25 protein-coding genes are annotated in these 24,907 nt (G+C 53.9%); 21 read left to right on the top strand and 4 right to left on the bottom strand.

Annotated elements, in window-relative coordinates; translation table 11 throughout:
• The first annotated feature begins 44 nt into the window (after positions 1-44).
• The 10 genes from ACYVC2_RS04915 to ACYVC2_RS04870 all read left to right on the top strand — a co-directional run bounded on the left by ACYVC2_RS04915 (position 45) and on the right by ACYVC2_RS04870 (position 8,813).
• Complete coding sequence (locus tag ACYVC2_RS04915; protein ID WP_461101180.1) at positions 45-617, top strand: Crp/Fnr family transcriptional regulator; 573 nt, start codon at positions 45-47, stop codon at positions 615-617.
• A 76-nt stretch (positions 618-693) separates the two neighbouring features.
• Positions 694-1,143 (top strand): DoxX family protein, encoded by a 450-nt coding sequence (locus ACYVC2_RS04910; RefSeq protein ID WP_461101179.1) that lies wholly within the window; start codon positions 694-696, stop codon positions 1,141-1,143.
• A 221-nt stretch (positions 1,144-1,364) separates the two neighbouring features.
• The gene (locus ACYVC2_RS04905; protein WP_461101178.1) at positions 1,365-2,432 is read left to right on the top strand and encodes a sulfite exporter TauE/SafE family protein; all 1,068 of its coding nucleotides are present in this window, start codon (positions 1,365-1,367) and stop codon (positions 2,430-2,432) included.
• Positions 2,433-2,514: 82 nt separating this feature from the next.
• The gene (locus ACYVC2_RS04900; RefSeq protein ID WP_461101177.1) at positions 2,515-3,723 is read left to right on the top strand and encodes a trans-sulfuration enzyme family protein; all 1,209 of its coding nucleotides are present in this window, start codon (positions 2,515-2,517) and stop codon (positions 3,721-3,723) included.
• Positions 3,724-3,822: 99 nt separating this feature from the next.
• The gene (locus tag ACYVC2_RS04895; protein ID WP_461101176.1) at positions 3,823-4,116 is read left to right on the top strand and encodes a hypothetical protein; all 294 of its coding nucleotides are present in this window, start codon (positions 3,823-3,825) and stop codon (positions 4,114-4,116) included.
• Positions 4,113-4,565 (top strand): type II toxin-antitoxin system VapC family toxin, encoded by a 453-nt coding sequence (locus ACYVC2_RS04890; protein WP_461101175.1) that lies wholly within the window; start codon positions 4,113-4,115, stop codon positions 4,563-4,565. Before ACYVC2_RS04895 ends, ACYVC2_RS04890 begins: the two co-directional genes overlap by 4 nt.
• A 7-nt stretch (positions 4,566-4,572) precedes the next feature.
• Positions 4,573-5,679, top strand: a complete 1,107-nt coding sequence (locus ACYVC2_RS04885) for a Gfo/Idh/MocA family protein (protein ID WP_461101174.1) — start codon at positions 4,573-4,575, stop codon at positions 5,677-5,679.
• A 66-nt stretch (positions 5,680-5,745) separates the two neighbouring features.
• On the top strand, positions 5,746-6,480 hold the full coding sequence (locus ACYVC2_RS04880; protein ID WP_461101173.1) for a phosphoadenylyl-sulfate reductase: 735 nt from the start codon (positions 5,746-5,748) through the stop codon (positions 6,478-6,480).
• Between the two features lie 68 nt (positions 6,481-6,548).
• Positions 6,549-7,457: a sulfate adenylyltransferase subunit CysD gene (gene cysD, locus ACYVC2_RS04875; protein WP_461101172.1), complete on the top strand. Its 909-nt coding sequence runs from the start codon at positions 6,549-6,551 to the stop codon at positions 7,455-7,457.
• 90 nt (positions 7,458-7,547) lie between these two features.
• A complete protein-coding gene (locus ACYVC2_RS04870; RefSeq protein WP_461101171.1) occupies positions 7,548-8,813 on the top strand; it encodes a sulfate adenylyltransferase subunit 1 in 1,266 nt (421 codons plus the stop codon).
• An 88-nt stretch (positions 8,814-8,901) separates the two neighbouring features.
• Here the strand turns inward: ACYVC2_RS04870 and ACYVC2_RS04865 are convergent, their stop codons facing one another.
• Entirely contained in the window at positions 8,902-9,339 is a 438-nt protein-coding gene (locus ACYVC2_RS04865; protein ID WP_461101170.1) for a hypothetical protein, read from the bottom strand.
• A gap of 285 nt (positions 9,340-9,624) precedes the next feature.
• On the opposite strand from ACYVC2_RS04865, the gene ACYVC2_RS04860 reads away from it, so the two are divergent.
• Positions 9,625-11,451, top strand: a complete 1,827-nt coding sequence (locus ACYVC2_RS04860; RefSeq protein ID WP_461101169.1) for a sensor histidine kinase — start codon at positions 9,625-9,627, stop codon at positions 11,449-11,451.
• Positions 11,414-12,046 carry a response regulator gene (locus tag ACYVC2_RS04855; protein WP_461101168.1) on the top strand — a complete coding sequence of 211 codons (633 nt, stop codon included), beginning with the start codon at positions 11,414-11,416 and terminating at the stop codon, positions 12,044-12,046. Before ACYVC2_RS04860 ends, ACYVC2_RS04855 begins: the two co-directional genes overlap by 38 nt.
• Positions 12,047-12,179: 133 nt before the next feature.
• Here the strand turns inward: ACYVC2_RS04855 and ACYVC2_RS04850 are convergent, their stop codons facing one another.
• Positions 12,180-13,673: a glycine--tRNA ligase gene (locus ACYVC2_RS04850; protein WP_461101167.1), complete on the bottom strand. Its 1,494-nt coding sequence runs from the start codon at positions 13,671-13,673 to the stop codon at positions 12,180-12,182.
• A gap of 85 nt (positions 13,674-13,758) precedes the next feature.
• On the opposite strand from ACYVC2_RS04850, the gene ACYVC2_RS04845 reads away from it, so the two are divergent.
• The 6 genes from ACYVC2_RS04845 (at position 13,759) to ACYVC2_RS04820 (ending at position 18,570) form a co-directional block, all read left to right on the top strand.
• Positions 13,759-13,992 carry a DUF433 domain-containing protein gene (locus tag ACYVC2_RS04845; protein ID WP_461101166.1) on the top strand — a complete coding sequence of 78 codons (234 nt, stop codon included), beginning with the start codon at positions 13,759-13,761 and terminating at the stop codon, positions 13,990-13,992.
• Positions 13,989-14,354, top strand: coding sequence for a DUF5615 family PIN-like protein (locus ACYVC2_RS04840; protein WP_461101165.1), 366 nt, complete (start codon positions 13,989-13,991; stop codon positions 14,352-14,354). Before ACYVC2_RS04845 ends, ACYVC2_RS04840 begins: the two co-directional genes overlap by 4 nt.
• 73 nt (positions 14,355-14,427) lie before the next feature.
• Positions 14,428-15,429 carry a helix-hairpin-helix domain-containing protein gene (locus tag ACYVC2_RS04835; RefSeq protein WP_461101164.1) on the top strand — a complete coding sequence of 334 codons (1,002 nt, stop codon included), beginning with the start codon at positions 14,428-14,430 and terminating at the stop codon, positions 15,427-15,429.
• 115 nt (positions 15,430-15,544) lie between these two features.
• Positions 15,545-16,597 carry an ankyrin repeat domain-containing protein gene (locus ACYVC2_RS04830; RefSeq protein ID WP_461101163.1) on the top strand — a complete coding sequence of 351 codons (1,053 nt, stop codon included), beginning with the start codon at positions 15,545-15,547 and terminating at the stop codon, positions 16,595-16,597.
• Positions 16,598-16,612: 15 nt separating this feature from the next.
• On the top strand, positions 16,613-17,305 hold the full coding sequence (locus ACYVC2_RS04825) for a DUF1963 domain-containing protein (RefSeq protein ID WP_461101162.1): 693 nt from the start codon (positions 16,613-16,615) through the stop codon (positions 17,303-17,305).
• A 71-nt stretch (positions 17,306-17,376) separates the two neighbouring features.
• A complete protein-coding gene (locus ACYVC2_RS04820) occupies positions 17,377-18,570 on the top strand; it encodes a molybdopterin molybdotransferase MoeA (protein WP_461101161.1) in 1,194 nt (397 codons plus the stop codon).
• 182 nt (positions 18,571-18,752) lie between these two features.
• On the opposite strand, the gene ACYVC2_RS04815 is transcribed toward ACYVC2_RS04820, so the two are convergent.
• A complete protein-coding gene (locus ACYVC2_RS04815; RefSeq protein ID WP_461101160.1) occupies positions 18,753-20,726 on the bottom strand; it encodes a glycoside hydrolase family 127 protein in 1,974 nt (657 codons plus the stop codon).
• Between the two features lie 187 nt (positions 20,727-20,913).
• On the opposite strand from ACYVC2_RS04815, the gene ACYVC2_RS04810 reads away from it, so the two are divergent.
• Together ACYVC2_RS04810 and ACYVC2_RS04805 are read left to right on the top strand one after the other, a co-directional pair.
• Positions 20,914-22,017 (top strand): alcohol dehydrogenase catalytic domain-containing protein, encoded by a 1,104-nt coding sequence (locus ACYVC2_RS04810; protein ID WP_461101340.1) that lies wholly within the window; start codon positions 20,914-20,916, stop codon positions 22,015-22,017.
• The gene (locus ACYVC2_RS04805) at positions 22,017-22,829 is read left to right on the top strand and encodes an alpha/beta hydrolase (protein WP_461101159.1); all 813 of its coding nucleotides are present in this window, start codon (positions 22,017-22,019) and stop codon (positions 22,827-22,829) included. The genes ACYVC2_RS04810 and ACYVC2_RS04805 overlap by 1 nt, the downstream gene beginning before the upstream one ends.
• Positions 22,830-22,909: 80 nt before the next feature.
• Here ACYVC2_RS04805 and ACYVC2_RS04800 read toward each other — a convergent pair whose 3' ends face one another.
• Positions 22,910-24,163 carry a cation:proton antiporter gene (locus ACYVC2_RS04800; RefSeq protein ID WP_461101158.1) on the bottom strand — a complete coding sequence of 418 codons (1,254 nt, stop codon included), beginning with the start codon at positions 24,161-24,163 and terminating at the stop codon, positions 22,910-22,912.
• A 129-nt stretch (positions 24,164-24,292) separates the two neighbouring features.
• On the opposite strand from ACYVC2_RS04800, the gene ACYVC2_RS04795 reads away from it, so the two are divergent.
• On the top strand, positions 24,293-24,898 hold the full coding sequence (locus tag ACYVC2_RS04795; RefSeq protein WP_461101157.1) for a DUF4254 domain-containing protein: 606 nt from the start codon (positions 24,293-24,295) through the stop codon (positions 24,896-24,898).
• Positions 24,899-24,907 lie beyond the last annotated feature (9 nt).

Below are 24,907 nucleotides of genomic sequence, written 5' to 3'. Positions count from 1 at the left end.
CGACACCCGCTTTTGCCTTTTGACTCTCCTGGTTATCTTGCTTCATGAACAGCCTCGATCGACTTCGCCAGCGTTTCGACACTTTTATGACCCAGACCGATGACGACTGGGCGCTTTTCACCTCGATTGTCGAACCCGTTACGTATCGAAAAAATGAGTATCTGATTCAGGCCGGGCAGGTGGAACGCTACATCTATTACATCGACGAGGGACTGGTGCGCCTGTTTATGAATGAGGATGGGAAAGATATTTCGTTCGATTTTGTGTTTAGCAATGACTTCGTGTCGGCCTATTCGTCTTTTCTGACGGGTCAGCCCACGGTTTTCACTGTTCAGGCACTGACCGACGTGCAACTATTGCGCTTCAGCCATACAGACCTGCTGAAGTTATACGACGAGTCGCACCGGGCCGAGCGCATCGGGCGACTCATTGCCGAGCAGGCTTTCCTCCGGAAAACGCGCCGGGAAATACAGTTCCTGACCAGTAACGCCAGGCAGCGGTACGTTCAGTTGCTAAACCAGAACCCAGTTTTGGTGCAGACCATATCGGTTCGGCACCTGGCTTCGTACCTGGGAATCGAACCTGAAAGCCTCAGCCGTATCCGCCGGGAGGTTTGATTTCCTAACATTTGTTAGTGGATCGTCCCTGCGCCCGCCGGAACTTTGGCCCATCATTCAACAAATACAAACGATTATGGCTTTCTTTCTGGGTTTACTGAGTATCGGGGCGCTGCTATACGGAATTGGCCGGCTTACTCAAAGCACTTATCTGCTCAATCTTCATCACGATGCACTGCTGGCCGCTACGGCGATGTTTGTGCTGATTGGCCTGTCGCACCTGCGCAAACCCGAGCAACTGATATACATGGTACCTGAATTTCTGCCCAACGCCCGGCTGCTGGTGCTGGTATCGGGCGTTGGCGAACTTATACTCGGTCTTGGACTACTCACACCAGAAACCCGCGTTCCGGCAGCCTGGGGACTGATTCTGATGCTGATCGCTGTTTTTCCCGCCAACATCAACGTAGCCGTCAACAAGCTGCCGCCACCGGGTGGTCTGCCTGCTAAACCCTGGTACGTCTGGTCCAGGCTATTGTTCCAACCCGTCTACATTCTTTGGATCTGGTATGCCGCTTTGCCATAAGTTGCCTTGGCGAAGCCTGGATTAAAATCGTTGGCGCGGCTTATAGATTGACGTAGTTTGTGTCCATTTCTTGGATTCTTTCCTATATCCAGCTTATCTTTGTCGCACTTTTGTAACAGCCTGGGCGTTACTGGTCTGAAATTATCTGAAGGCAAGCGGCACACGTGAGTGCCGTTTTTCATAAGAAAATTAATCCATTAAGTCGATAGACATTATACCTTGTGCAAAAACCGATAATTTCCCCCACCGAACCGGCTACTGCTACGCTGTTGCCTTTGCAACCTGAGATCGACCTCAGCGGATTAACTGTCAGCCTCCAGGGTAAAAATGCTGCCGAGCAAGCCGATGCCTTACGAACGGCTTTCCCAACGGCCACTATCCAGACGGGTCAGTCGCAGCTCCTGCTCCGACGCCGGAATCGTACCGAAATCGCGATTTACGTGTTTGCCGCCCTGGCCCTCATGATCGTAGGTCATCTGCTCTTCAGCTATTTCACCTTCGACCGGCTGACCCTGATTGCCAACGCGGTCGACATTACACCCGACATTTTTTACTTCATCATGGCTGGGTTCGTAGCGCAGATGATCGACGGTGCGCTGGGTATGGCCTATGGCGTCACGGCCACTACCTTCCTGACGAGCGTTGGAATCAGCCCGGTTTTTGCTACGGCCAGCGTTCATAGTTCCGAAATTTTCACGAGTGGTGTATCGGGCTACATGCACCTCAAGTTCGGGAACGTCAACAGCCGGCTGTTTAAAATCGTCTTGATTCCGGGTGTCATTGGGGCTGCTCTGGGCGCATTTCTGATCACGAAGCTGGCGAATATGGAAGCAATCGCGAACTACCTGTCGCCGGCTATATCGGTCTATACCGCTATTCTGGGTATTTTGATTCTGAAGAAGGCGCTGGCTAAAAATCAGAAGAAAAAGCCCGTCCGGCAGATTGGTCTGCTGGCCTGGTTCGGTGGTTTCGTCGATGCCATCGGCGGGGGCGGCTGGGGCCCTATCGTCAACTCTACCCTGATTGCTGCCGGTCGGCACCCGCGCTACACGATCGGCTCAGTCAACCTGGCTGAATTTTTCGTTTCGTTTGCCTCATCGGTGGTCTTTGCGCTCTACGCTGGACTGGACAATTATGGCATGGTTATCCTGGGACTGATCCTGGGCGGTATGATTGCCGCGCCGATTGCGGCCCGCCTGGCACAAAAGCTACCGGTGAAAACCATGATGATTTTAGTCGGAATTGTGATCATCCTCGTAAGTTTGCGGAAGATTATTAAATTTTTCTGACAGGATTAACAGGAGGTATAGGATTGCTGCTGTTGTTGCTTTAAAATCCTGTATATCCTGTTAATCCTGTCGAAATAAGTCTATGAAAAAACAAACCAAAGCCATTCGTATCCAGACGGCCAAGTCGCTCAACCGCGAACACTCCGTTCCGCTTTACCTGACATCGAGTTTTGCGTTCGAAAGTGCCGAGCAGGGAAAAGCCTTGTTCGAAGAAACCGAAGAAGGTAATATTTATTCGCGTTTCTCCAACCCCAACGTGTCGGAGTTTGTCGAGAAGGTATGCATGCTCGAAAATGCGGAAGACGGGATTGCAACTGGCACCGGGATGGCTGCGGTCTTTGCGAGTATGGCGGGATTGCTCAAGTCGGGCGATCACCTGGTAGCTTGCCGGGCTCTCTTCGGATCTGCCCATCAGATCATCACGCAGATCCTGAGCAAGTGGGGTATTACCCATACGTATGTCGATGCGACGGCTACTGAAGCCGAGTGGGAAGCGGCCATCCAGCCTACCCCCGGAAAGCCGGTCGCCAAAATGGTGTATCTGGAAACCCCGTCAAACCCTGGCCTCGAACTAGTCGACCTGGACATGCTGGCCCGCTTGAAGCAGAAATACGGGTTTATTCTGAACGTCGACAACTGCTTTGCGACGCCCATTCTGCAAACACCCATCGATTTTGGCGCCGACCTGTCAGTCCATTCGGCCACGAAATACATGGACGGGCAGGGACGTGTACTGGGCGGCATTGTGGTCGGCCGGGCTGATCTGATTCAGCCGATCCGGTTCTTTGCACGGCATACCGGTCCGTCGCTGTCGCCGTTCAATGCCTGGGTTTTGTCGAAGAGCCTGGAGACGCTGGACTTGCGGATGGAACGTCACTGCCGCAACGCCCTGCAACTGGCCGAAGCGCTGGACGCCCATGCCGATGTAGAGCGTGTATTGTACCCGTTCCTTCCCTCCCATCCGCAATACGAGCTAGCCAAACGGCAGATGCACGCAGGTGGAGCTATCGTGACGATTGAACTGGAAGGCGGTTTTGAACGGGTGAAAGCGTTTTTTGATGCCTTAACGATTCCGACGCTTTCGTCCAACCTGGGTGACTCCCGCACCATCGTTACGAACCCCAACACGACCACGCACGCCAAGCTGAAACCCGACGAGAAAGCAGCTCTGGGTATTACTCCAGGCCTGATTCGCATTTCCGTAGGGCTCGAAGCCATCGAGGATCTGATCGAAGACTTTACCCAGGCCATTGAAAAATCGGCGGAGGCCATTAAGGAGAAAGTAGCCTGATGCCCAAGTCGCCTTTCTGAATCAGTGGCGACGCTGACTCTGAAAGGTAATGAACTGAATTACCATGAGACGTTTTATAAAGTAAAAACGGACGACAGAATGAACACGCTAACGGTTAATCTTCCCGACTCAGTCGAACCAAATCTGGCCCGTTGGGAGTTGGCCCGTTCTCTGTATGAGAAAGGGAGTATAACCCTAGAGGAAGCCGCTTCTTTAGCCGATCTGGCTCCGACCTATTTCAACATGAAGCTAAAAGGCATCCTGACGGGAGTTCCTCCTAAAACAGAGAGGCCCATCCGTAAAGGTCTGAACATTGAACGCATCCAGGAAATTGCAAAAGAGATGGATATACAAGAGTCGTGGGACGAGCTGGTGTCAATGATTGGTAAATGAGGTATTTTTTTGACACAAATATTGTCCTTGGGTTTGTCCGACGAAATGCTGTAGCCCAAGCTATTTCCGAAATTTTGGATTTAACCGACGATAATGAAATATTCGTTTCGGTAGTTTCAGAAGGGGAATTATGGTCAATAGCGCAGCAAAATAAGTGGGGACTTGTCCGCCAAAGCAGCTTAACAAACTTACTGGCAGAGTATCAACGGGCAGGTATAAATGACGATGCAATCATCCAGCGCTATGCGGATATAGATGCCTTCAGTCAGAACAAACTAGCTGGTTGGCCGATTTCCGTGTCGTCCCGTAATATGGTCAAAAACGACCTGTGGATTGCAGCTTCCGCTTCCTTATCGGGTTCTACACTCATCACAACTGATAAAGACTTCGATCATTTACATGGGCAGTTCGTTGACGTAATCTGGATTAATCCTGACCTATATAAATAACCAAAACATGACTGCTGCTCGTTACGTCGTTCTCGGATTGCTGCTACTGACTCATCTAACCAAGGGTCAGTCCGTAAAAAAACCGCTTCGGGTGGGCGTGGTTGGCCTGGTGCATTCCCACGTCCATGGGATTCTGAACAAGGTTTACAAGCAGACGGGCCAGACGGACATCGAGATCGTAGGCATTGCGGAACCGAACCGTGAGCTGGCCGAGCGATTCGCGAAACAACATGGCTATCCCATGAGCCTGGTCTATCCGACCGTTGCTGAGATGCTCGACAAAACCAAGCCCGAAGCCGTAACGGACTTTGGTCAGATTGTCGATCATAAGAAAACCGTGGAGCTTTGCGCCCCTCGCGGCATCCATGTCATGGTTGAAAAACCGCTGGCCACCAGTTTTGCCGATGCGAAGCAGATGGAAGCGCTCGCCAAGAAGCATAAGATTCAACTGCTGACTAACTACGAGACCACCTGGTATGGCAGCAACCACAAGGCGTATGCCATCGCGAACAAGGAGAAATCCATTGGCGACATACGAAAAATTGTGGTTCACGACGGTCACCAGGGTCCGAAGGAAATCAATGTCAATAAAGAGTTTCTGGATTGGCTGACCGACCCCATCACGAACGGTGCGGGCGCGCTGTTTGATTTCGGCTGTTACGGGGCTAACCTCTCGACCTGGCTCATGCATAACCAGCGTCCGCTCTCAGTCATGGCAGTTACGCAGCAGATCAAGCCCGACATCTACCCGAAAGTAGACGACGAAGCGACGATCATCGTAACCTATCCCAAAACTCAGACCATTATTCAGGCATCGTGGAACTGGCCGTTTGCCCGCAAAGACATGGAAGTCTACGGCCAGACAGGCTACGTCTTCACGGTTGATGGCAGCCGGATGCGCATTCGGCTGAAAGACGAAAAAAATGAGCAGACCGCCGAAGCAACCCAAACCGACGCACCCGCAGCCGACCCGTTTGCTTACCTGGCGAAACTCATTCACGGAGAAACTAAACCCGACGAATTAACGTCATTAGAGAACAACGTAATCGTCATGGAAATTCTGGACGCAGCCCGCCAGTCGGCCAAAACTGGCAAGGTGGTCGTGTTAAAATAAAGGTATCGCGGACTTCAATCCGTGAGTGACCCCGTAAAATACGGACTGAAGTCCGTGGTACAAATTATGATTGCCGAACCAACTTCCCACACGCTCGAAAGCCTGACCGGGCAACTACACGGTCTGAGCAATGTCGAGGCTTTACGTACTCTGGCCGACCTGTTTCCAGACGAGGTCATTTTTTCCACCAGCCTGGGTTACGAAGATCAGGTGATTACCGACCTGATTCTGGCCAACGACATTCCGATTAAAATTTTCACCCTCGATACAGGCCGGATGTTCTCGGAAACCTATTCGGTCTGGAAGAAAACCAACGACCGGTACGGCGCCAAAATCGAGACGTACTTCCCCCAGGCCGACGCGGTTGAAAAACTGATGACGGGCAAAGGACCGTACAGCATGTACGATTCCGTGGAGAACCGGAAGGAATGCTGTGGCATTCGCAAAGTCGAACCTCTGAACCGGGCCTTGAAAGGAAACAAAGTCTGGATCACGGGTATTCGGGCCGATCAATCGGCCAACCGGCAGAGCATGACGCAATTGGAGTGGGACGATGCGCATCAACTTTTCAAATTCCACCCGCTGATGAACTGGGATTTTGAGCAGGTAAAACAGTACGTCAAAGAGCATAACGTACCCTACAACCCACTGCACGACCGGGGTTTCGTAAGCATCGGCTGCCAGCCCTGCACCCGGGCTATTCAACCCGGCGAGGATTTCCGCGCCGGACGCTGGTGGTGGGAAGACAACTCGAAAAAAGAGTGCGGCCTGCATACACACGAAGAAGCGTTTAAGCCATAAATTAGTAGGCTGGACATAGATGAGTTCAGATCGTTAAGCCACTGTTCAATGATCTGCATGACGACAAAATGACAATGAAATTAGATTATCTAGATCAGCTCGAATCGGAGGCCATCCACATCATGCGGGAGGTAGCAGGCCAGTTCGAACGCCCGGCCCTGCTGTTTTCGGGCGGCAAGGATTCCATCACGCTGGTACACCTGGCGCTAAAAGCGTTTCGTCCTGGCAAATTTCCGTTTCCGCTCCTGCACGTCGATACAGGTCATAATTTTCAGGAAGCCCTCGACTATCGTGACAATCTGGCCGAACGGATTGGCGAAAAACTCATCGTCCGTTACGTAGAAGATACAATACGAGAGAAGAAACTGAAAGAGCCCACGGGCCGGAATGCAACCCGCAATGGCCTGCAGACCTTCACGTTGCTCGACGCTATCGAAGAGTTCGAATTCGATGCCTGCATCGGTGGGGCACGTCGGGATGAGGAAAAAGCGCGGGCCAAAGAGCGGGTCTTTTCGGTGCGCGATGAGTTCGGTTCCTGGGACCCCAAACGGCAGCGTCCGGAACTCTGGAATCTCTACAACGGTCGGATTCACAAAGGCGAGAATGTCCGGGTGTTCCCCATTTCGAACTGGACCGAGCTCGACGTCTGGAATTACATTCGCCGGGAAAAAATCGAGTTACCCAGCATCTACTTCGCCCATGAGCGTGAACTGCTGATCCGCGACGGTAAGCTGATGGCTACGGCGGGTGGGGTTATCAAACCCGAAGCCGACGATCAGATCGTCACCCGCCGGGTGCGTTTCCGTACGGTTGGCGACATTTCCTGCACGGCAGCCTCCGAATCGCAGGCCGATACACTGGACGCGGTCATCGACGAAATTCAGGCGACGCGCATCTCCGAACGGGGCGAAACCCGCATGGACGACCAGCTCTCCGAAGCCGCCATGGAAGACCGCAAGAAAGGTGGCTATTTTTGAGTAATGAATAATGTACAATGCAAAATGAACAATGCACAGTGGATACGACAAACGTTATCCATTTCCCATTATTCATTATACATTCAATAAATGGATCTTCTTCGTTTTATTACCGCCGGATCGGTTGACGACGGCAAAAGCACGCTCATCGGGCGGCTCCTTTACGACTCTAAATCTATTCTGGCCGATCAGCTCGAAGCCATCGAGCGGGCCAGCAAAAGCCGCGACGACGGCGAAATCGACCTGGCCCTGCTCACCGACGGCTTACGCTCGGAGCGCGAACAGGGGATTACCATCGATGTAGCCTATCGGTACTTCCAGACGCCGAAGCGCAAGTTTATCATTGTCGATGCACCCGGACACATTCAGTACACCCGCAACATGGTGACCGGGGCCTCGAACTGCCAGTTGGCCATCGTGCTGGTCGATGCCCGCCACGGGGTGGTTGAGCAAACTCGTCGGCATTCGCTCATTGCGTCGTTGCTGGGGATTCCGCACATCGTGGTGGCGGTCAATAAAATGGACCTGGTTGGGCACTCGCAGGATGTCTTTTCGGATATCTGCATTCATTACGCCGAACTGGCCAAGAAGCTGAACGTCCATCAGGTAACCTACATTCCGATGAGCGCGCTCAATGGCGACAACGTCGTCGACCGCTCGGCGACCATGCCCTGGTACGATGGGCCTACCCTACTCGAACATCTCGAAACGGTAGCCATCAACGATGACGTCGACGGCGTCACCGAAGAGCATCATCCGGCGCGATTCCCCGTCCAGTACGTCATTCGTCCGCAAACTGCCGAACTGCACGATTATCGCGGGTACGCGGGCAAAATTACCAGCGGTCTGTTTCGTAAAGGCGATACGATCACGGTGCTTCCTTCGGGCGAAACCTCAACCATCGACGCTATCGAGATCGCAGAAAAACACCTGAACGAAGCCGCAACGCCCATGTCCGTTGTCATGCATCTAGCGACCGATGTCGATATCAGCCGGGGCGATCTGATCGTGCGTTCCAACAACCGCCCCATTAGCAGCCAGACTGTGGAAGCCATGCTGTGCTGGATGGACGCCAAAGAGTTTAAAGCCGGAAATAAGTATATTCTGCATGTAGGGACGTTCCGGACACGCTGCTCGGTGCGGGAAATCGCCTACCAGTTGAACGTCAACACCTACGAAGAAACGGAAGGCGTCGACAGCCTGAAATTAAACGATCTGGCGAAAGTTGTACTGCGTACGGCGCAACCCATTAGCTTCGATCCGTACCAGAAAAACCGGGCAACCGGTGGGGCTATCCTGATCGATGAAACCTCGAACGTTACGGTCGGCGCATTGATGCTGATCGGCGAAGCTTAGTATTTCGCTCTTGTCCGAAACATAAAACCCAGTGATCAGCCGCAAAATGTTTGGCTTGTCACTGGGTTTTGTCTTTGGCGTTTCGGTCTTAATCTTTCGACTGGAGAACTTTATAGCCGACATCTTTACCAGCCAGCGCTCCTTCGAACAATTTATAATGCTCCGCCCCCTGTTTAGGGCCATACATCTTTTTGATGAGCGATTCGATATAGTAATCTGCGCCTTTGATCAGTGGGTCCATGATGAACAGATACGTATACGACCCATTGGCGCTGGCCTGAGCCGGATGCATCACCCGAGTCTGCCGAAAAACGCGTTGCTCGGCAGCCGGAAGTTTGCTGGCTCCCGGCCAGAAAATGTCATGAACAAAATGTTCGTACTGTTTCCGCTTATCGGCCTTGACAGAGTAAGCCCATACCCAAACCTCTTCACCGGGTTTAGCCATCATACGGGCAGTGGGCTTACTCTGCCCAAAACAGCAGGAGCCGATCAACAGGATCAACAATAGAGTTTGTGTGGTTTTCATGATAAAGTTTAGGTTAAGAAAAGGTACTGACCCCAGGGTTGTCGGAACCTGAATATGGCTCGTTTATCCCCTGAGGTCAGCACGGTGGGACTGATTACATAAGCAGTTGACTGTCAATTCAATCAACTGAACATCTGAAATGGCGTGGATAGAATCGGGTGAATTCGACAAAGCTCATCAATTCCGCAGGTATGCACCATCCCCCAATCGGGGGATTTTTCGGTTCGCTATTTTCCGTTTTTTTGTAGAACTGATCCGACCCATCTATCTGGCTGACCGCGGCTCATGCGCCATCTATACTTATGCCTGCTTTTTTTCCTGCTTTCCGGCAGCGTCTGGGCACAGCCTTGCCTGCGCATGGATCGGCTGTTTGAGCATGCGTACCTGTCAAGCTGCCTGACGATCTATACCGACTCGACCAACGCCCTTTCGATTCATCAGCTGGATTTGAACAGGTTCCATCCGGCTCACACCAGCTACCCAAATTTCGGAACCGACGGCCTGAGTCACTGGCTTACGTTTACCTGCCAGAACAACTCAGCCGGCGCCCGGCAATTTGTCGTTGATATCGACATCGTGTATGCCGACGAAATGAGTTTTTACGTCCAGCGCGGGCAAAAAATCGTCCGCGCAATTGAACATGATAGTTGGCGCGTTCCGATCTGGCAGCGGGCCTTACCCTCCCGTTATTTTGCATTTCCACTCGATTTAGGACCGTATGAATCGGTACGCATATACATCCGGGCGCAGGAACATAGCGGCACGTTGATTACACCGGTACGCATCTCGGAGAAAGCGGCCTACGAAATACGCACGTCGACCGACACGCTTCTCTTTCTCATTCCGGCAGCCGCCCTATTGGTATTGGCCCTGGCCAGCTTTGTCCTGTTCCTATTCTCGTCCCGGCTGCTCTGGCTATTCTACGCCGGCCATGCACTGGGCACCGTCATTTACAACCTGAACATCGAAGGGTTTCTGGCCCATTATGCCGTTGCGCCGTTCAACCAGATCAAGGGGTACGCGGTTGGGGTTGCTTTCGGCTGGGTCGCGAACCTGCTGTTTACCAGGCAATATGTGTACAAGCGGTTGCCCAAACCGACACCCTGGCTGATCCAGGCAAACTACGTCGTTATAGCCATCCAGTCCGCCTGGTTTGGCTATTTACTGATCACTCCCTTCCAGGATCATTCGGCCGACATAGCGTTACTACTGACGGGCTTAACGGCCAGCTTCATATTCTTTAGTTTACTGGTTAGCCTCGCCCGTGGCAGTCAGGAAGCACGCTTTTATTTGATCGCCATAACCCCTTTGCTGATCATTATTCTCCTGCGGGTTTTAGATAGCGCCGATCTGATCGAAACGCAGGATTGGCACTATTACGCCCGGTACTATGCGCCTTTGTTCGAGATTATCGTGCTGGGTGTGGGTGCCGTCAGGCAACTGATCGACGAGCGGGCCGAAACCCTGACTCAGTTGGATAAAGCCCAGAAAGAAGTGATTGCCGCTCAGGAAACCGAGCGCCGTCGGCTGGCCGCCGATCTGCACGACGACATTGGAACCAGTCTGGTGGCCCTGCGCGGCAAACTGGGCCAGAATTCCGACGCCGAGCATCTGCTGGACAAAATCATCACCGACGTACGGATGGTTTCGCACAATCTGCTTCCCCTCGACCTGCACGATCTGGGATTGCCCGACGCGCTGGCTGAGGTGGCCCGGCGGCTGGAAACCGCATCAGGCATTCGGTTCCTATTCTTGTGCTCAGATGGCGTGGTCCCGCTCAGTTCATCGGCTGATCTGATTGTGTACCGCACCGTTCAGAGTTTGATGCAGAACATTGTTCGGCACAGCCGGGCCAGCGAGGCCGTCATTCAACTGGTTTATTACGAACAACACCTGAACATTACCGTCGAAGACAATGGGCGCGGTATGGACACTCAGCCAGTAAAAAATAGCCGGGGGATTGGGTTAAAAAATGTACATTCGAGAATAAGAAGTCTGAACGGTTCGGTGGCCATCGATAGCGGCCCGGCGGGTACGACCATCCGTTTAGATATACCCTATCCTCCCAAATCCAATGAAGAATCTACCGGAAATTCGCCTGCTGCTGGTTGACGACCACGCCCTGTTCAGTGATGGGTTAGTCTTACAGCTTGATACCCCTCAGTCGTCGGTAACCGTCGTCGGACAGGTTTTCCAGGGCGACGAGGTGCTACCGGCCATCAGCCAGTATCAGCCCGATGTGGTGCTACTGGATATCAATCTTCCGCAGGTCAATGGCATTGAGTGCGCACGACAGATTATCGATTCCTATCCCGATGTACGTATCATCATGCTGACGATGTACGATTACCAGAAGTTGATCGACGAATGCCGCAGCATTGGCGTGTCGGGGTATCTGCTGAAAAGCGAGCGGGCCGAAACCATTCTGCGCGTCATCGAGCGGGTCTACGCTGGCGAAACTCATTTTCCGGCTCTACCAGCCCGACCGCACTTCGAGAACAACGTCTTCATCAGCCACTACAAACTCACCCCGACCGAGGTGAAAATCATCAGTCTGATCCATCAGGGGTTGTCGAGTCAGCAGATTGCCGACCAGTTGTTTATCAGCTTCGAAACCGTCAAATCGCACCGGAAAAATATTTACCGGAAGCTGAATATTTCGAGCCTGGCCGAACTGATCAACTTTGCCAATGAATACGCTTTATAATCCGGGTACACGGCCGTTTTTCTTTGCAGCGCCGATCGGGACAGTCGACACTACACACAGCCGGCCCGACTCAGGGATCACTAAAACAAAAAACACCGGGCGCCCGGTGTTTTTTGTTAGAATCTCCTAGTCTCTATAACTGTTCTAGAATACGCTCCATCGACACCTCCTGCCCGATGCGTGCTTTCAGCTCACTGATTGGAATCCGGATCTGTTCGGTTGTATCGCGGTAGCGGATCGTAACCGTATCATCCTCGAGGGTCTGGTAATCGACGGCAATGCAGAAAGGTGTACCGATCAGGTCCTGCCGGGTATAGCGTTTGCCGATGGCATCGCGCTCTTCGTAGATTACCCGGAACTCCGACCGCAGGCTTTTGACAATAGCCTCCGCTTTTTCGGGAAGTCCATCCTTGCGCACCAGCGGGAACACGGCTACCTTCACAGGAGCCAGAGCCGGGTGCAGCTTCAGGTACGTCCGCTCTTTCTGCTGATCACCCTCGCCTACGGTTTCCTTTGTAAAGGCATTGCAGAACGTAGCCAGGAAAAGCCGATCTGCGCCCACCGAGGTTTCGACCACGTACGGAATGTAGTTGCCGTAGGGTTTGCCGGTGGCTTCGTCGATGTCGTTATCGAAATACTGTTGTTTCTTTTTACTCAGCTCCTGGTGCGACTTCAGATCGAAATCGGTGCGCGAGTGAATCCCTTCCATTTCGCGGAAACCGAACGGAAATTCGTACTCGATATCCACGGCGGCATTGGCATAGTGCGCCAATTTTTCGTGGATGTGGAACTTGAGTTTTTTGGCCGGTAAGCCCAGCGCCTGGTGGAACTTCATCCGGGTGTCGCGCCACCGTTCATACCAGGCCATTTCGGTACCAGGCCGCACGAAAAACTGCATTTCCATCTGCTCGAATTCGCGCATCCGGAAGGTAAACTGCCGGGCCACGATCTCATTCCGAAAGGCTTTCCCGATCTGCGCAATCCCGAACGGAACCTTCATCCGGCCGGTTTTCTGCACATTCAGGAAGTTGACGAAAATGCCCTGCGCCGTTTCCGGACGGAGGTAAATCAGGCTGGCGTCTTCGGCCACCGAACCGACCTGGGTCGAGAACATCAGGTTGAACTGGCGTACTTCCGTCCAGTTGGCCGTTCCCGAAACCGGGTCTTTGATGCCTTCTTCGATGATCAGGTTTCGAAGTCCTTCCATATCATCGGCACTTTGCAAGCGGCCCAGTTCGTTGCGCAGCGCCTGACCGCGTGCTTCATCCCCCGCTTTTTCGTATTCTTCGGCTTTCAGCTCGATGAGCTGATCGGCCCGGTAGCGTTTCTTCGAATCGCGGTTGTCGATCATCGGGTCGTTGAACGAATCGACGTGCCCCGACGCTTTCCAGGTGAGCGGGTGCATGAAGATGGCCGCATCGATTCCCACCACGTTGTCGTGGAGTTGGGTCATGGCCTTCCACCACAGCGTTTTGAGGTTATTCTTGAGTTCGACGCCATTCTGACCGTAGTCGTACACGGCCTGTAGCCCATCGTAAATTTCGGAAGATGGGAAGACAAAGCCATATTCTTTGGCGTGAGCGATAATATCTTGCAGCGAGGCCGCTGGCGCTTGTGTAGTATTCATACGTGGGCGCAAAAATACGTTTTTATGCGCAAGTGCCTACTGACCGGTTCGAATTCATAGCTTTGTCATTAAATTAGCTGCCATCATGAAACAATTCACGCGGATAACATTAGACCCAGAAGTAATGGGAGGCAAACCCTGCATTCGTGGCTTACGGGTAACGGTCGGTATGCTCGTAGGTCTTGTATCAGCGGGTTACTCTACGGAAAAAATTCTGCATGCGTATCCCTATCTGGAGGCCGACGACATTAGCGAGGCATTAGCTTTTGCGGCCTGGCGCGTCGAAGAAATTGAAGTGCCTCTTGCCCGCGCTGCATGAAATTAGTTATCGACATGAATCTATTGCCAACTTGGTGTGACTTTCTCAAACAAGCTGGTCACGAAGCTATTCACTGGTCAACGGTTGGTGATGCCCGCACAACTGATCGGCTAATCACGGCTTGGGCTAAAGAAAACAAGTACATTATTTTCACCCACGACCTCGATTTTGGAACAATCCTCGCTGTCACAAAAGCGGATGGGCCCAGCGTTGTTCAGGTTCGAGAACATGACGTACTTCCGGAAGGGATGGGTGCTCTTGTACTCCAAGCGCTGAAGCAATTCGAAACCCATCTCAAAACAGGAGCCTTAATTACAATAGACAGCAAAGCACTACGAGCACGTATTCTGCCAATTACTTAGGGCTAGCTAGCCGTTACGTCCGCTCCAATTCTTAGTCTAGTTACTCTCCATAAACATGCCCGTCTAAGGAAGCATGTTCAACCGCTTCCAGGCCATTATCCGCGATTATTTCGGTATTTCCCACAAAGAAGCCAGGGGATTTATCGTTTTGTTGTTCCTGACGGCCCTCTGCCTGCTGGTTCCATTTCTATACCGGTTTATGAGCGATCGAGCGCCCATCGATACATCAGCGGCTGACCAACGTAAACTGGATAGCCTGGTCGCGCTGATGCAGACCGAGGAAGCCTCGCAACCCCGGTTCGCCGAGCGATCCGATAAAGACAAAACCACCACCGAACATTTCAGTGAGCCGAAATTATTTCGCTTCGACCCCAACACCATAAGCGTAGCCGACTGGCAGCAGTTGGGGCTTCCGCGCTGGCTGGCCGAACGAATTGAAAAATACCGCAGCAAAGGCGGACGGTTCCGAAAGAAAGAAGATCTGTTACGGATCTACGATTTTCCGCCCGACCTCTACGAGCAACTGGAACCTTATATTACCCTCAGGGAATCTCCGTCGCCGGACCGCTTCCCCAGAAGCAAGCCGTATCCGTCCACTGAACCCTACCGCGACGGTGACAAACCAACGTTTCCGGAACGCCCTACTCGTTACGTCAGTGAGCGACCAGTCAAACCTGCCCCGCAAGCGTTCGACATCAACACCGCCGACACGACGCAATTGATTGCCTTGAAAGGAATTGGATCGACGCTGGCCAGACGGATCATTAAATTTCGGGATGCGCTTGGCGGCTTCGTTTCTACCGACCAGTTTCGGGATATTTACGGGCTCGATTCGCTGGCGCTGGACGAGTTGCAGACGTTTGGCAAAATTCGCTCGGCGGCTCGCCGAATCCCGGTCAATACAGCCACCGTCGAGGAGCTGGATCGGCATCCGTTTTTATCCCGCCGACAGGCGCAGATCATCGTCAGTTACCGCGAGCAACATGGCGCGTACACCTCCGCCGAATCGCTGAAGCCGATTCGCATTCTGGACCCAAAAACGATCGAGAAGCTGGCCCCGTATCTGGAGTTTTAGGTATCGCGATTCAAAAGCCAACAGCCACCTTTCGTTAACTCATCTTCACCGTTTATTCATTCTTCATTTTTCGTCAGCCCGGTAGCGCGTAGTATTGTGGTGTTCTATAGCCTTTATGACAACCGCCCGCTACAGGCGCTTTCCGATGAAATTCATTACGTATGCGAACTGGTTGCTACTGGTCCCGTCGGTGTTGGCGCTAGCTTATTTTGTTTTTAGCCGCCAATCCTTTGCTTCCGACCCGGCTACACGGGGGCTGGATCGAGCCGTGGCTATAGTGGGGCTGATTGTTCTGCTCATGCTAGCGCTGGCTAATTTTTTACCGTTTCGCTGGACCCGCATCACGATTTTTTTCTTGCTGCTTATACCCGTCTCGGGCTCTCTTATCAGCCTGCTACAAACGCTTGCCACAAAGATTATTTCCTCTCAGACGGAGCGGAAGCGGTACGACGGAAGCTATTACTTTTCAGATGCCGAACAGCGCCGACTAGCCCAGGCCATTGCCACCCAACAACTCGATCAGGTGCGGAAACAGCTTCAATCACCCGGTTTACCACTCAACGGTTCCGGTAAGGATCAGATCACGCTGCTTGATTTTGCGGGGATGCAGGCGGTCATTCACCCAGACGATCCCGCAGCGTTAACGTGCGTAGAACTATTGCTGGACAAAGGTGCCCTGATCGAACCCGCCATTCCGCACCATACGCCTACGCATGTGCTCATCGGTCGGGGTGGCTCGAAGGCTCTGCTGACGACTTTGTTGAACAGGGGCGCGAACCCAAATGCCACCGACCCCACGAACGCGAATTCGCCCCTGTTATTCACGCTAATGAATGCTTATGGAGCAGACCGGATCGAAAACATCCGGTTACTCCTGGCCCGTGGTGCCGACCCGAACGGCCTTTTCCCGGCTGACGCACGCAGTTGGCTGGCTGGTCATACGGCACTCCAGGCGGCTGCCCGGCAGGAATACTGGGACGTCTGTCAATTATTGCTGGAACACGGGGCCGACCCGCTTTCGGTTGGTCCGCAGCACTTCGTCTTTACGGAGTTTGTCAACCACCAGGCTGCGCTTCAAACCCAGTTGGGCCTTGACGTGTCTACATCGTTTACCGCCATGCAACACACACTGGGGCAAATTCTGACAAAGCGCTCGTCAAAATCGTAGAACAACCTGATTACTATGAATAAAAAAGATTTTCGTCAGGCCATAGGTCGCCGGGCGGTTCGCCTGAACGTGGGTGGGTTTCGCCCGACCGGTCAGCCGCAGGCGTCGTGGTTCGGGAAAGTGCTACTGGCAAAAGCCGGTGAATCGTGGCCCCGGTCGAATGGGAAATCCATGCTGGCGCTATGTCAGGTCAATCTCGACGAATTTCCGTTCAAACCTGAGCCGGTTCAGGACCTTGCCTTCCTGACGGTGTTCATCGACGCCGGGGCCATTCCCAGCCACGAAGACCTGAACCATACCAACTGGTGCCTGCGCACGTATCAGTCCCTGGACGAATTGGTACCGCTGGAACAGCCTCCGGTTACCTCTCCTATTAAGCCGTTCCAGATGCGGCCAGAACGGATCGATGCCGACTTTCCGCTGCCCGAAGACTGCCCGGTTTCTATCCCGGCCCGGTATGAAGAAACGTTTTACGAACAGTTTCCGAATGTCGATGGCATTAAGTTTGGTGGCTGGCCAACCCTGATACAGGGAGACATTTTCTGGTCACCGTCCAGGCAACACCTGCTACAACCGACGTTTGCGTTTCAGATCGACAGCGTTTTGAAAGCACACTGGCAATGGGGCGACAATGGTATCGCTTACTTTGGTCGGGGCACAACTGCCGGAAGCGAAGACGAATGGGTATTTTCCTGGCAGTGTTATTAATTGTGGATTCGGGCTTAGTTTTACCGTCGTAGGACAGTGACTCCTCAACCCCACAATAGCTTATTTGGATTATGCTTTCTGTTTCTGATGCGTTCACGATAACCCAACAGTACCGGCTGACCCTACCGGCCGAAACCGTTCCGCTCACCGAAGCGCAGGGGCGGGTCCTGCGACGTCCCGTTGTTGCCGACCGCGATTTTCCGCCCTTCGATCGGGTGGCGATGGATGGTATCGGGATTCGGTTTGCCGACTACGCAGCCGGACAACGTAGCTTCCGGATAGCCGGGACACAGTATGCCGGTCAGGCACAGCAAACCCTGAGTGAGCCGACCGCCTGTCTGGAAGTTATGACCGGTGCTATGCTGCCGCTGGGCATCGATACGGTGGTGCGCTACGAAGATGTCAGTATGGCCAACGGACAGGCGACGGTAACGATCGAAGATATAGAAGCGGGTCAGCACATCCATCCGCGCGCTACCGACCGCCGGGCGGGCGATGAACTGTTGCCGGTCGGTACCCGTCTGGGGCCATCGGAACTGGCGGTGGCCGCTTCGGTCGGACAAACCTCGCTGACGGTAACGGCCCTACCGCGCGTGGCGCTCATTTCCACCGGCAACGAGCTGGTCGACGTGGGCGATGCGCCCCTGCCCTACCAGATCCGGCGGTCCAACACCTACATGCTTCGGGCCGCGTTACAATCGCTGAACATCACGGCTACGCTGCACCACATCGTGGATGACGAAACCATTCTGGCCGATCGACTGGCGACCTTACTGGCCGACCATGATCTGCTGATTCTCAGCGGGGGAGTTTCAGCGGGCAAAGCCGATTTTGTGCCGAACGTGCTGGCTCAGCTGGGCGTCCAGAAACGGTTTCATAAAATAGACCAGCGCCCCGGCAAGCCGCTCTGGTTCGGCACGACAGCCGACAAAACCGTTTTTGCCTTGCCAGGCAATCCGGTTTCGACCATTCTGTGTGCGTACCGTTACGTACTGCCTTATCTGCGGACGTCGCTCGGTCTGGCGCCGACTCCGGCACAGTACGCCCAACTGGCAACGCCCGTGACATTCAGACCGGCGCTGACGTATTTTTTGCCTGTCGCGCTCTCGTCTGCCCCCGATGGTCGCACGATGGCGCATCCGCTTCCCGGCTCGGGTTCGGCGGACTTCGCCAACCTGCTCGATGCCAGCGCCTTTATGGAACTCCCCCCCGACCGTTCGGAATTTAATCCGGGCGAAGCCTTTCCGGTGTGGCCAACGCTATAAGGTCTGTTTGTCAGGGCTTCATAAGAATAAGCAAACGAACATCTGTGTCGTCAACGTCTTATCATTTTCTTAGACTGTTAATTACTTTGTCATCCCGACCGTAGGGAGGGATCTTAACGTTTCCTAACCAGAGAGTCAGTAGGCATTAAGATCCCTCCTTCGTCGGGATGACAAAAAAAGTGTCACTCCGTAATGTTCACTGCTTTAATGCGGCTGGGCAACCACACCTGCATCGGGCTTTTGCCCCGGTTGGCCCAGGCATAATACGGAATGGCCGTGATCGTTTTAGGCACCGTCTGCACCGATAACCCATCAGTAGCCGGAGCCACGACCGACAGATTTGCCTGAATGGCTACGACTGGTTCGTCCAGAATCTGGTGAGCCTGGGTTGTAAACGTCGCCTTCTCGGGCACCAGAATATCCCACGCACGTCCTTCGTTATCCGCTCCTTCTACGCAATAGACCAGTGGCCCACGCTGCAACGCAATCCGGTCCTGGTCGGCTTTGACTTCCTTCCGGGAAGCCACCTGCCTAACGGTCATCGGCAGTTTCACTTCAATGACGTCGCCTTTCTGCCAGGCCCGGTCGATGACCGCATAGCCTTTTTCCTGCCGAAACGCGACGGGTTTCCCGTTGAGCAGCAGGTCAACTTTCGGGCTGTTGCTGTCTGTAAACCGGTACAAACTGCCCGGAGCGGGCACGTTTTCCGCCCAGCCCGGAATCCGGATGTGTAGCGCGTAGGCCACTTTTTTCGCCGGATTAACCGTCAGTTTTACATTTCCTTCCCAGGGATAATTGGTTTCCAGTTGCAGCGGTACGGCCGTCTTGCCGATGTTGATCGACGTGTTACTGGCAACGAACAGATTCACCCAGATACCCTGCTCCGACCGGCCATAGATGTAATCGCCCAGCGAAGCTACCAGTCGGGCAATGTTCGATGGGCAACAGGCCGTGCCGAACCACTCACTGCGCCCGTAATTGCCACCCGACGACAGCGGATTGCCGTAGAAAAACCGATCGCCACTCAGGCTCAGGCCGTCGAGCGCTCCGTTGTACAGGCTGCGTTCGAGCACGTCGATGTATTTGCTTTCGCCGGTCAGCAGGTTCATCCGCTGGTTCCAGAACACCATACCCACCGACGCACAGGTTTCGCAGTAGGCCGACTCGTTAGGCAGGTCGTAATCTTCGGTAAACCCTTCGTTGTGTCCCGACGAGCCGATGCCGCCCGTCAGGTACATGTTCCGGAAAACAACGTCTTCCCAAACGGTCGTCATGGCGTTCAGGTAGCCCGGATCGTTGGTCGCGGCTGCCACGTCGGCGGCTCCGGTATACTGGTACATAGCACGGACGGCATGACCCGTAATTTCTTTCTGCTGCTTCACGGGTACGTCGTCCTGGCAGTATTTCGGATTTTTCCACTCGTCCCAGATAACCCCTTTTCCGTAGCCGCGCCCCCGCTGATCCAGATACCAGTCGGCGAGTTTCAGATACCGGTCCTGCCCGGTCAGGTGATAGAGTTTCATCAGCGCCAGCTCGATTTCCTGGTGGCCGCTCACCCAGTGGCGATTCTGCAACCGAAACGTGGAGTCGATGTGGTTGGCAAAGCGGATGGAAACGTCCAGCAGCTTGCGCTTACCCGTCGTGTTGTAATACGCTACAGCCGCTTCGATCAGGTGTCCGGCGCAGTAATCTTCGTGCTTTTCCATATCGGTCCAGCGCTTGTCCAGCCCCGTCAGGGTGTAATACGTGTTCAGATACCCATCGGGCTGCTGAGCCGCAGCGATCTTATCGATCCATTCGTCGGCTTTCTGTTCGATAGCTGCATCGGGACGGTTCTTGAGCGAATAAGCCATCGCTTCAATGGCTTTGTAGACATCGCTGTCGTCGAAATAAATTCCCTCATGTTTTTCATGCTGTTTCCGCGCTACCTTCTCGAAGTTGCGGATACGCCCCGTTTTTTCTTCGGTCTGAACGATACAGGCCCGTAATGTCGCCGTGGCGACTTTGTCCTGCTTGGGTTTCCAGAAGCGGTCAGTAATGGTCACCTGCGAAAACGTGACCGGCTCAAAGCGCTGAATCAGAAACTGCGCACGAACCGACAGCACCGTCGTACTCAGCAGGGTTGTATAGGTAATTCGTTGCAAACGCCTTTTCATCCGTGTACAGTTAGTCGGTTTTCGTCAGGTCGTCAGCCATAATGACAAGATTGCCTTCGGCGACGACCCAATACCCAAAGTAAATTTACTGCCGTTTATACGCAACGGATTGCGCGCATCGGTCGAAAAGCTGCTTACTCAGTAGGAAGCCGTTTTCGTCTTCTTTTTCTGCTTTCAAACTATGCTTATGCACGTTGAAGCCGCCATTGCTACGGGAAACGGCCGTTTTGAGATCGATTATATAGAAGTCGGTGAGCCACAAGGCGACGAAGTACTGGTCGAGCTGAAAGCCGCCGGTATCTGCCACACCGACTACGACTCCCTGTCGTGGGGCAAACCTCTCGTAATGGGGCACGAAGGTGCGGGGATCGTACGCTGCGTGGGGCCCGCCGTTCGAAAAGTTCAGCCGGGCGACCCGGTCATTCTCAACTGGGCCATTCCCTGCGGTTACTGCTTTCAGTGTCTGGAAGGGAATCAGCACATCTGCGAGGTCAATTCGCCGGTTACGTCGGGGAATAAAGCCAGCGGTGGACATGCGGCCCTGGAGCGAACGACCTACAAAGGTCAGCCCATCGAGCGGTCGTTCAGCCTCGGCACCATGTCGGGATTCACGGTTGTGCGCGAAGCGGCCGTGGTTAAAACCCACGTTCCGATTCCGTTTGCTTCGGCAGCCATTGTGGGTTGTGGGGTCATGACGGGCGTGGGCTCGGTGGTAAATGCCGCCCAGGTGAAACCCGGCCGGTCGGTGGTGGTCGTTGGTACGGGCGGTGTCGGCCTGAACGTCATTCAGGGCGCGCGGATTGCCGGTGCGGCCATGATCATCGCCGTCGACGTGAACCCCAACCGGCTGGAAATGGCCGTTCGGTACGGCGCTACGCACACGCTGCTGGCCGACCGGGCCGATAAGGGACTGGCGCTGGCCGTCGGTCAGGTCAAACAACTGACCGGTGGGCGGGGGGCCGACTATGCGTTCGAGTGTACGGCCATTCCGGAACTCGGTGCGGTGCCGCTGGCGATGGTCCGGAATGCGGGCGTAGCCTGCCAGGTAAGCGGTATCGAGCAGACGATCAGCATCGATATGAATCTGTTCGAGTGGGACAAGATTTACATCAACCCGCTCTACGGTAAATGCCGGCCCGAAATCGACATCCCGATTCTGCTGAATCTATACCAGAAAGGCGATTTGATCCTCGATGATCTGGTGACAAGAACCTACTCCCTCCACCAACTCGGCGAGGCTTTCGACGATATGTTGAACGGGCGCAATGCCAAAGGCGTCCTTGTTTTCTAATGGCTACGTCTTTCCGAACTCTCGAACTGTCGGACCCGGCCTATGAGCCAGACGGTCTGCGTTTTCTGACGGTCAAGACGCCGAACCTGGCGGGCCGTGGCGACATAACCATCTGGTTGCCCGATGCGGCTTTAGCAGGTCAGGAACCGCTCCCGCTCGTTATTCTCCTGCATGGTGTTTACGGCAGCCACTGGGCGTGGTCCATGAAAGGCGGAGCGCACCGGACCGCGGCCCGGCTGATGCGGGAGAACCGGATTCGCCCAATGGCGCTGGCGATGCCTTCCGACGGCCTCTGGGGCGACGGCAGCGGGTATTTGCCCCACAATGGCCATCGGTTTGACCGGTGGATCGTGGAAGACGTGCCGAAAGCAGTGGCCGAAGCACTTCCACCCGATCAGATCGATTCAGCACAGGTTTGTATTGCCGGCTTATCGATGGGTGGTTATGGAGCGCTGCGGCTGGCCGCCAGGTACCCCAACCAATTTCGGGCAGCTTACGGGCTGTCGTCCATCACCCACCTGAATCAGTTGCCGCTTTTTGTCGAAGAGCCGCTTGCGAACTATGCGCAGTCCGATCCGGCCGATGAGTCCGTACTGGACCTGATGGTTCGGAATCGCGAAACCCTGCCCCCAATTCAGTTCGATTGCGGCACCGAGGATGTGCTGATCGAGCCAAATCGGGCCCTGCACCGCGGCCTGACCGAGCAGACCATTCCGCATCAGTTTGTCGAACATCCGGGTGGCCACGAATGGCCCTACTGGCAGGAACATCTGCAGGATGCGCTGTTGTTTTTCAACCAGTGGATGAAGTAGAACCTAAGCTCCGACTTCGGGCGTAAAACAACCAGAATTAACGAACACGCCCGAAGCCGGAGCTTAGGTTCTACACAACTTTATTCCTCAACCAGTTCGGGCGTTTTTTTGGATTGTGTCAGTTTGCCGACCGTAAGCCCCTGGACCAGAATGGAGAAGACCACAATGAAATAGGTCATAGCCAGAAATAAGTTTTTATTCAGTTCTTCATCGATGGAGAGGGCCAGCGCTACCGAAACTCCACCCCGCAAACCGCCCCAAACCAGAATGGTGATGGTCCGTTTATCGAATTTTGTTTTGAACGGGATAAGGAGCGTGGGTAGCCAGATCGACAGAAACCGCGCCAGCAACACCACCCCGATGCTGATCAGCCCCACCTGCCAGTAATCGACGATGTGCGGAATCAGCAGGAGTTCGAAACCGATGATCAGGAATAAAATCGCATTCATGATTTCATCGATCAGCTCCCAGAACTTATCCAGATAGTCTTGGGTAGTGACCGAAATGCGCGAGGCTTTCCCGATATTCCCCACCACCAGTCCGGCCGCCACCATCGTCAGTGGTCCGGAGATGTGCATCGCGCGGGCGATCAGGTAGCCGCCCATCACGATGGCCAGCGTAATCAGCGCCGACACGTTGGCACTATCGATCCGCTGCATCGCGCGCGACCCGATGAAGCCGATCAGCACGCCCATCCCGAAACCTCCCACCGCTTCTTTGATCAGCAGCCAGGAAATATTCGTGAACGATAAATCGACGTCCGAACCCTGCGCCAGTTCCAGCAGAACAGCGAATACCACAACTGCCACGCCATCGTTGAACAGCGATTCACCCGCAACTTTCGTCTCCAGCGACTTCCGGACACCGGCTTTTTTCAGAATACCGAGCACGGCAATCGGGTCGGTCGGTGAAATAAGCGCGCCAAAGACCAGGCACTGGATCAGCGGAATGTTCAGGCGAAAAAACGGGAGTATCCAGTAGCTGACAAACCCAACGATCAGCGTCGAGATGACCACGCTAATGGTCGAGAAAACGATGATGGGTGCCCGCTGTTCGCGCAGGTCTTTCAGCCGCACGTGGATGGCCCCGGCGAAGAGCAGAAAGTTGAGCATCGCGCCCATCAGGATCTCCGTAAAATCGAGGTTGGCAATGAAGCGCGAAAACCCACCGAACAAGTTGGGAAAGATATTTCCGGTGATCACTAAAGCAATAGACGCCAGCATAGCCATCAGCATAATTCCGATGGTGGCGGGTAATTTCAGGAAGCGTTCGTTTAGATAAGAAAAGATAGCGGTTAGTACGATTAGCCCCGAAAACGAATAGTATAACTCCATGTAGACAGTGGTTGAGTGAGCGCAAAAACCGCATAATACAAAAAAAATTGGACTTTTACCAGACGGCTCCGTAAATTCAGTCCGGCTTTCCGGGGGAAACCGTGTATCTTTGCGGCTGATTACTTGCCTATGAACGCCACGTTTGCCAACGACCTGTTTCGCCAGAGCATTCAGGATTATCACCTGAGCGATCACGTCGATACGCCCATCGAGAACCCCTATTCGCCAGACAGTATTGCGTTTTTATTGTACCAGAAAAACTGGATCGATACGGTACAGTGGCATCTGGAAGACATCATCCGCAGTCCCAGCATCCGGCCCGACGAACTCGTTACCATCAAACGGCGCATCGACCAATCGAACCAGGACCGGACCGATACAGTCGAGCAGATAGACAGCTGGTTTTCAGAAATTTTTCGTGGTATAGCGCGTAAGCCTACCGCCCGGATGAATTCCGAAACACCGGCCTGGCTGCTCGACCGGATGTCGATTCTCCAGCTTAAAATCTACCATTTTCGGGAACAGGTCGAGCGCCCGTCGGTGTCGGACGAGCATCGGCAGAAAGCCCGGCTCAAGCTGAGCGTTTTACTCGAACAGGAGCAGGATCTGGCTCGCTGCTTCGACGAGCTACTGGAAGACATCCGAAGCGGAGACCGCTACATGAAGGTGTACCGGCAAATGAAAATGTACAACGACCCTACGCTCAATCCGGTGCTGTATACGGATCAGGAATAGTCAGTTAGG

The organism is Spirosoma koreense (genome assembly GCF_054777875.1).
Note: the sequence above shows the minus strand (reverse complement) of the source record. Positions and strands in the feature narration are given on the sequence as shown.